The sequence below is a fragment of the Streptomyces sp. NPDC031418 genome, assembly GCF_055581605.1.
In genome coordinates this window covers 117,726-125,265 of record NZ_JBVIJC010000029.1, presented here as the reverse complement: position 1 = coordinate 125,265, position 7,540 = coordinate 117,726, and the positions used below count along the sequence as shown (strand labels likewise).

Here is a 7,540-nt window from a genome sequence, read left to right as displayed (position 1 = left end):
ACGCCAGCGGCCACCCCGCTTCGGTGTCCGGTCCGGGAGTAACGGCTCGATCCGCGCCCACTGCGCATCAGTCAACGGCACACCCGGACCAACGAGCAACTGATCCAAACGAAACTGCCTAGCCGCAGGGTGGGCCGCACCTCGGGGGCGGGGGCGTCCTCGCCGCCGTCCGGGTCGGGGTCGAAGTCGGTGCCGGTCCGGGCGTCTCGGGCCCGCGGGGGCCGGATGTCGCCGGTGGGGAACAGCCCCCGAAAGCGTCGCAATTCCAACCAGCGATGCGGATCCAAGACCATCGTCAGCCGCCCTCTGCCGCCCCGACCTGATCAACAGCAGAGTGCCTGGCAACGAGCCCGAACGCGTCAGAAACCGGCCCCATTCATCCGTACGCAGCTGGGGACGTTCATGTGTACGCCGACACGAAGACGCCATCGTGCCCCCGGGACACCGAGGACCTCTCATCGACCGCTGCCAGCCCGCACGCTGCAACAACAGCATCATCGCCCCCGAACACCTGCCTATCTGGAAGGCCGAGCACGATTCGCTGACTCGCCTTCGAAGCCTCCCCGCGCTCCCGGCCAACCGCAGAGCCTTGATCGACCGACAGATCCGTGAGGTCGAGATCGCACTCATCAAGTCGAAGGAAACATGACCCTCCCGAACCAGCCTGGCCTCTCCCTCAAGGCCGAAAGGGCCCTGCTGGAGGCCATGGAACGCCTCTTCACTGGTCGGCCCATCCGCACCGACGGCAAGCTGACCAAGCAGAACCTCTGGCGCGAGGCAGGCGTGAGCCGAGCCACCATGAACCGCGCAACGGCGGTACTTGCTGACTGGGACAACCGGGTCAGCCAAAGCACTGCACGCCAGCACGACCAGAAGCTGACCGAGGAGGTCACCCGCCTCCGGCGTCGGCTGAAGGAGAACCGCCTCGAGCGGCAACGGCTCCAAGACGAGGTCGATGCCGCGGCCACTGTCATCGCCGCACTCATAGCGGAGAACGCCGCACTTCGCGAACGGGCCGCCAATTGGTCCGCAGTCGTCATCCCCCTGGGCCGCACTGAGGCCACTCGAGAATGAGACTGCCTGGTCTGATGGTGGTTGGAGGCCACATTGGACGCCGGCTTCACCCCGATGCGCGACAGGACCTGGCCGCCGCCGGCGTCGGCCAGGCGGCTGAACCAGCTTCGGTCCTGTGCGCATACGCCAAATTTTGCGGCTGAATCCGTGGTCAGGAGTCAAAGATTGGGAGGCTTAGGAAGTCGCGCAGTGTGGGGTCAAGTGAGTGGATATGCCCAAGGAGGAAACGAGGGTCTTCCCCCATTCGCTTTGCGAACTGAGAGGCTGCCAGGATCCTTTTGAACAGGTACTGGACAGTCTGCGGTCCCATTTCTACGGAAATACGGTTTCCGTCACTCGCGACAGCCCCGACGGGCGAGTGAGCCGCGGCACAGGCAAGCATTGACCCGCCCCCTTCAAGGTCGGTGAGATAGTAGAGCAAATGTGGGACCCGCTCATACAGACCAAAGATAAACTGCCGAACGTCGGGATCCATATAGGGAGATCCCTCGTGTTCTTTGGCTGGGACTGTGATCGATACAGTGCCGCGGAGCATGCGGACATCCGAGGGGTGTCTCTCGATTTCTCGTAGATTTTCAGCGATTCTATTCAATGTAGCGTCAGTGCGATTCTCGCGTGAAAATTCCCAATTTCTGAAAATTATGGGAGTATTGTGACCCGCAAGGGCCGGGCGTGATTTCGGTGGCCGCAGCGGAACTGGCTCGATGTCCATCAGAATGAGCGCGCTTGTGGCAGTGAGCAGGCTCAAGACGGCCGGATCCATCAGTGGTTCTTCACCGACGCGCCGAGACCACACCCGAGGCAAATACATCCAGGCACTGCGCTGACCTACCGGCGGCGGAAAGACTATTGGTCCCACAATCAGGTCCGCAACCTGCTGACTCATTCGGTATGGATGGACCATTAGCTCGAGGGGGCTGATCTCTTCAGCCGAACCGAGATCATTAAGTCCGCGTATAATGCCTGCAAGTATGGGATGTATTCGCCCCTGAGCGAGGAGTTCAAAAGAAGACCCTAGAAGAAGGTCGGCGTATCGACTGTTTAGCAACTGCAATCCGATCTGGTGGTTTTTTTGCGCGTCTGTCCGACTTGCAGCCATGCGGAATGCACGGAGCAGAGGCCCAAAGACCAACTGCGGCTTCCGTGTCTGGAGTGACAGCGTTGCGACGTGTACAAATTGGTCGAAGGCATCCGCACCTAGAAAATCGGCCGCTACGTCGTAAGCATGGCGGTAGGCGGCGTCCGACACCTCGTTGTTGAGTATGTGCTCGTAGCTCTTCGGTCCGAGATCTGGGTAATGCTGGCGCTTCTGAACCAAGAAGGCGGCACTTTCCAGGATGTCAAGCGTGCGCACATCATCTGCACCAGGTTCCTCAAGCGTGTGCAGAATCGGAGCGAGTGATGCGGCGTAGCTGTTTCGCGCCTCGTAGACGTTGGGAAGGTTGCCATGCTCATCGAGTGCGGCCGCGACTTGTTCGAGGCACTGGAGCGACAGTTCGTATGTGTATCCCGTGGTGGCCAGCTGTAGCACGTGCATTGCTTCATGAGTCAGAGTCTCTAGCTCATCGCGTTGGCTATGTGTAAGAGCCTCGACCTCTGCCGAAACAAGACTCTTCCATTCGTCGTAGCCGATGTGCATTCTTGTGATGCCCGTTGCATAGTCGACGTCCGCGATGAGCTTGTTGGCGGGACCTTCCGGGTACAAGACGTTGGTCGGAGTAAGCATCACGCCTCTATGAGGATCAGAGTAATGGTGATCATGGTTAGGAGCACTGCCCCTACCTGGAGGGTCATCGCGGTAGCGAGAAGCTTGCCTTTGCGACCGTTGAGGATGCGCGCGTTGGCAAGTTCGGCCAGACGGGCTGCTGTCAGCTCGCGCTTGGCATCAGTTCCATCTTCAGTCCACACATCGGGGGTGAGGAAAATTGTGAGGCTCCCTGGATCAACCTGAAGATAGGGGGCTGGAAGATTGCACCTGATCCCTAGCGCCGCAGCGAGCACGAACAGTAAACCTGCTGCCGCGAGCAACCATCGCGTCACGAGTGATAGCTCAATCGCCGAAGTTTTCGCGAGAAGTCCTGTGAGTGCAAAGAGTAGGGTCACGAGTGTGCCGGATGCTGTGATAACTGCGAACCCGCGGCTTTCGAGCGATGACTTCCTGGCACGCTCTGTTTCCAGCTCGTCGGCGATGAAATCACTCGCTACGAGTCCGGCAACGTCTGGGTTATTCGCTGTCATTTCGGGAAGCCTGGGATGTGCTTTCAGCGATTTCCTGCTCTGTTTCCCTTCTTCCTGCGGAGAGCCCAGGGCGAAGCTTGATCTGATATTTTCCGGCGATGGTTACAGAATCCCTGTCGGTCCCGGAGTCTGCGGATTGGGCGGCTGGCACGGGACGCTCACGGTTCTCCACCGGATCAGGGCTTTGGGAATTCTTCACGGCGAATCACCTTCCCTACCGTCACCTCGACGAGCGAGCCGGCACCACTTTCATGGTCCATCACGGAGGTCATCCTCACCAGCGGGACAGCTCGCTCATGCCCAGGCGCAGAGGGGTGACCCATGCCGCTTCCCTGCCTTCGGTCCGAAGCACCACATCCTGTGCTTCCCGCAACTCCGTGCCCCCGCCGACGGCGGCCCCGGCCGTCCGCAGGAAACGGGCTGGCGATCGACGACGCTGTCCTGGAGCTCAGGCGAAGCCCGGGAGGGTGGGGTATTCACGTTCCAATACGGCTCAGCAGGAGCTCCAGAGCCAGCTCGACGCCCTTGAAGAGGCGCCACCGTCTACCTCATCCTCGCCGAAGACGACGCGGCCGAGGGCATGGCCTGATTCGGGCGCCGTCAGGACTTCAAGATCAACTCATTGCCCCCCTGACGGGTACCTGAGAAGCACCCTTATGAGATGGCACGAGCCGTGGGCTCGGCGGTGACTTGCGCAGGCGAGATCTGTTCGGCTACGACGATCCATTCCCAGTGGGTCTGCGCGCGGTCGGAACCGGCCCGCGCGGTTCGTTCCTCTTCAATCGCTTGCTTGAATCGGCCGTCCTTCGTGAAGTCCACGGCAGAGCTTGTCACCTGGCGAAGCGCCTGCAACCGAGAGTCGACTTGGCGAGCCGGTGCATCGTGCGAATGCAGCAGCATATCGGCGATGAGCGACGTCACCTTTTTGAATGCCTGGTATGCGCGATATCCATCATGCCCCGCCTTGCCGTGGTGAATATCCGACTTCCACCACAGGAGAGGCTCTCCCGCTTGCATGACTCTCCGGAGTGTTTGAGACGCCTCTCGTAGACACCACAGCGCCGCCAGGTAGTCGTCGCTGAGAGTGTGCTCAAGGGTGAGACGGATAAGCAGGGCCTCGAATCCCCCCTCGGCCTGAGCCGCTGCGGCCAGGAGCTCTGATCTGCGCCGGTCGTCAGGAGGTCCAAGCCGGGGTAGCCGCGCCCTCGCCCCCGCGTCAGCGGGCCGGAGATGGGCGTTCCATACCTTCCACGCGGCGAAGAAGTCACCGTAGACCCGGTATAGTTCGGCGGCCGCCGCGAGATCACGCTCTCGCCGCGCCTGCGCCACCTCGCGTTTCTCGGTGTACACCTTGGCGATCCAGAACCCAAGCGCAGCTGCGACGACTGCCACGATCACACCCGAGACCAAGTTCGCAACGACCGTGCCGCCAATGCCCACGGCAGCCCTCCGAAACTCGCCAGCCGTGTAGATGGACAGGATTCATCGAAGCCTGTGCCGTCGAGTGCCACAGTCCAACACCAGCGCCTTACATCAAGGAACGCACCCCAGTCACCCGGATGGTCGGGTGTGTACCACCCGGCAGGGCGCCGCGCGCCCTGCCGGTGACGAGGTGAAGGTCGCTAGGACGTCAGTCACGGAGAGTAGGGGCTGGGGAGGCACGCGAACACGAATGCAGACCACCCGATCACAGACTCCTACCAGTACCACCCCGCAGAAGTTGAGCCAGACCCAGCTCTCGTTGTCGAAGGCAATCGCCAACCTGTCCCATGAGACACATCGAATTCTGGAGAAGGACGGCTACCGGGCGCTGGTCTTCACCCCGTGGCCGAGGCCCGGCCCGTTGCTGTTGCAGTCCCGGCGGGGCAGTCTCATGCAGAGCCGCTTCCCTGATCTCGTGGGCGCGGCTGGTGATCTGCCCGACGGCCTGGTCCTCGATGGTGAGCTGGTCGTGTGGGTGGAGGGCCAGATGTCGTTCGAGGCGCTCCAGCGGCGGGCGGTCTCCGGGGGCCGGGCCGCTGCCCGCCTCGCTCAGGAGACGCCGGCGCACTTCATCGCTTTCGACCTCCTCCAGCTCGATGGCCAGGAGCTGCTGCACGTGCCGTACGGGGAGCGGCGTGCGCAGCTGGAGCAGCTGTTCATCGACCACGGCCTGAGTGCCCCGTGGACGCTGTGCCCCGAGACCACGGACGTGGCGACGGCGCAGGAGTGGCTGACGTCCTGGACGCAGGTGCCGGGCATCGAAGGGCTGGTGATCCGGGGGAGCGGCCAGCGGTATCTGCCGGGTGCCCGTGCGCTGTACAAGGTGCGCCGCCGCGACACCACCGAAGCCGTGGTGGGCGCGATCACCGGCTCTGTACGGCGACCACAGACGCTCGTACTGGGCCGCCTCGACGAGAAGGGTGGGCTCCGGCCGGTCGCCCGCAGCACGCTGCTGCGGCCGGACGCGGCGCGCGACCTGGCCCAGCGGCTGACGCCTGCAGGACCCGGCCACCCGTGGGAGGGCGTACGGTTCACGACCTCCTGGGGGTCGCGCACGCCGCTCGACGTCGTGCTCGTGGAGCCGGAGCTGGTCGCCGAGATCATGGTGGACACGGCGCAGGAGCGTGGCTCGTGGCGGCACCCGGTGCGCTTCGCCCGGGTTCGGCTGGACGTCGCGGTCACGGATGTCCCGCCCTTCGGTGCGGGCGCCGAGCCCGCCAGCAGTTGACCGCCCTTCCGCTGCTCCTGGCGGGGTGCGGCGTTACGGGCCGGTGAGGATGTCGTGGGTGCCGACGCGGCGCCAGATGACGTGCTGTACGCCGGGGACTATCTGTGGTCCGTAGGACCAGGTGGCGCGGCCATTCCCGTCCCAGGTGAGTTCAAAGACGCCGGGCGCGCGCCGTACACCCTTGATGCGGAGGCCGGCACGGAAGGCCCCGGTGCTTAGGTCGTCGACGAAGGCGGTGACGGCCTGGCGGAAGCGGCGGCGCTGTTCGGGGGTGAGGCGGTGGTGGCCGGCAGTGAAGCGGGGCGTGGCTTCGTAGGTCGGCACGTCGGTCCTCCGGGAAGCACGAAGTCCCCGGATTGCCGGGGCGGGGGTGTCTTTGCTCGGGTTGAAGAGAGTTGGTGACGTGGTGCACGCGGTGATGTCTTGGCCGTCGGGTGGGCGAACGGTACGTAGGTGTGCGCTCGTTGACGGTGAAGTCGTCTGCTGGCGGTTTCGGCGTGTGTGAGGCGCGTGTGATCCCGTGCCCCGCAGCATTTACATGGCCCTGGTGGTGTCCGCCGGGCGGGCGCGGCATCGTCGCCGGCGCCCGCCCGGCGGGATCGGCCGTGAAGTTCCGGTGAACTCTCCCACCGTCCGGGATCGCCCTTTTTCGCAGGTCAGAGACGGTGTCCTCTGCGGGGATGCTGAGTGTCGCGAAGGTTCAGAGGCGTAATGCGTGGCGGTACTACGTGCGTGGGGTCGCGTTCGGGGATGGCCGGTCGTTGAAGGACGCTCAGGAGATGGCTGGCCTCCCACCGGGGAGGTGGTGGGGACGGGGCCTGGCCGCGCTCGGACTCATCGAGGGCGCGGAAGTATCCGAGCGGCAGGTGGAGTTCGTCTCCGGGCAGGGCCGGCATCCAGACGCCGACCGCATCGAGCGCGACCTCCTGGACGACGGCGCCGACCTGGCCACGGCACGACTGGCCACCGTGCTCGGGCAGCCAATCGAAGAGCTGAGACCCGGTGGGCCTCGGGCCGCGGCCGCGCGCGAAGAGCCCGGCCCTCGTGGTTGCCGCCTTCCGGCACTTCGACAACCGGGACGGATTCCCCCTCCTGCACGACCACTGCCTGGTCCTCAACCGCGTGTGCAGCGCCTGGGCGACGACGGCGAGCCGGTGTGGGGCGCCCTGGACACCTTCCGCCTCTACCGGAATGTGAAGGCGGCCGGGACGCTCTACACCCTCGCGATGACGACCGAGGTGTGTGAGGAGCTGGGACTCGCGACGGTTCCCCGTGAGGTGACGCCGGGCCTGCGCCCGGTGATGGAGATAGCCGGTGTCGACTCCGAGCTCATCGACTGGTCCTCCACCCGCCGCCAGCGGATCCAGGACGTCCTGGAGGGCCGAAGTCGGGCACGGTCCAGGTGGGCGGGACGTAGTACTCGACCACCTGACGGCGCGGGGTGGCGGCGACGTCGACGACGTGGCGGGCGATCTACTGGTAGATGTGCAGCGACCCGGAAACCTGCGCGTTGACCTC

Annotated in this window: 8 protein-coding genes and 1 pseudogene; 5 read left to right on the top strand and 4 right to left on the bottom strand. The window is 64.2% G+C overall.

Annotation, left to right across the window (positions count from 1 at the left end; translation table 11 throughout):
• Positions 1-645 precede the first annotated feature (645 nt).
• Entirely contained in the window at positions 646-1,074 is a 429-nt protein-coding gene (locus ACZ5CZ_RS33860) for a hypothetical protein (RefSeq protein WP_468948353.1), read from the top strand.
• A gap of 151 nt (positions 1,075-1,225) precedes the next feature.
• Here ACZ5CZ_RS33860 and ACZ5CZ_RS33855 read toward each other — a convergent pair whose 3' ends face one another.
• The 3 genes from ACZ5CZ_RS33855 to ACZ5CZ_RS33845 form a co-directional block, all read right to left on the bottom strand.
• Positions 1,226-2,800: a hypothetical protein gene (locus tag ACZ5CZ_RS33855; protein WP_468948351.1), complete on the bottom strand. Its 1,575-nt coding sequence runs from the start codon at positions 2,798-2,800 to the stop codon at positions 1,226-1,228.
• Entirely contained in the window at positions 2,800-3,312 is a 513-nt protein-coding gene (locus ACZ5CZ_RS33850; RefSeq protein WP_468948350.1) for a hypothetical protein, read from the bottom strand. The genes ACZ5CZ_RS33855 and ACZ5CZ_RS33850 overlap by 1 nt, the downstream gene beginning before the upstream one ends.
• 654 nt (positions 3,313-3,966) lie before the next feature.
• The gene (locus ACZ5CZ_RS33845) at positions 3,967-4,752 is read right to left on the bottom strand and encodes a hypothetical protein (protein WP_468948348.1); all 786 of its coding nucleotides are present in this window, start codon (positions 4,750-4,752) and stop codon (positions 3,967-3,969) included.
• Between the two features lie 301 nt (positions 4,753-5,053).
• Here ACZ5CZ_RS33845 and ACZ5CZ_RS33840 point away from each other — a divergent pair, with 301 nt between their 5' ends.
• Positions 5,054-6,022, top strand: coding sequence for an ATP-dependent DNA ligase (locus ACZ5CZ_RS33840; RefSeq protein ID WP_468948347.1), 969 nt, complete (start codon positions 5,054-5,056; stop codon positions 6,020-6,022).
• A 33-nt stretch (positions 6,023-6,055) separates the two neighbouring features.
• Here ACZ5CZ_RS33840 and ACZ5CZ_RS33835 read toward each other — a convergent pair whose 3' ends face one another.
• Positions 6,056-6,346 (bottom strand): hypothetical protein, encoded by a 291-nt coding sequence (locus ACZ5CZ_RS33835; protein ID WP_468948345.1) that lies wholly within the window; start codon positions 6,344-6,346, stop codon positions 6,056-6,058.
• 356 nt (positions 6,347-6,702) lie between these two features.
• Here ACZ5CZ_RS33835 and ACZ5CZ_RS33830 point away from each other — a divergent pair.
• From ACZ5CZ_RS33830 to ACZ5CZ_RS33820, 3 genes and pseudogenes are all read left to right on the top strand, one after another.
• Positions 6,703-6,927: pseudogene (locus ACZ5CZ_RS33830) on the top strand (relaxase domain-containing protein); the annotation flags it as partial.
• Positions 6,928-7,024: 97 nt separating this feature from the next.
• Positions 7,025-7,219 carry a relaxase domain-containing protein gene (locus ACZ5CZ_RS33825; RefSeq protein ID WP_468948343.1) on the top strand — a complete coding sequence of 65 codons (195 nt, stop codon included), beginning with the start codon at positions 7,025-7,027 and terminating at the stop codon, positions 7,217-7,219.
• Positions 7,147-7,536 carry a relaxase domain-containing protein gene (locus tag ACZ5CZ_RS33820; protein ID WP_468948356.1) on the top strand — a complete coding sequence of 130 codons (390 nt, stop codon included), beginning with the start codon at positions 7,147-7,149 and terminating at the stop codon, positions 7,534-7,536. Before ACZ5CZ_RS33825 ends, ACZ5CZ_RS33820 begins: the two co-directional genes overlap by 73 nt.
• Positions 7,537-7,540: the final 4 nt, after the last annotated feature.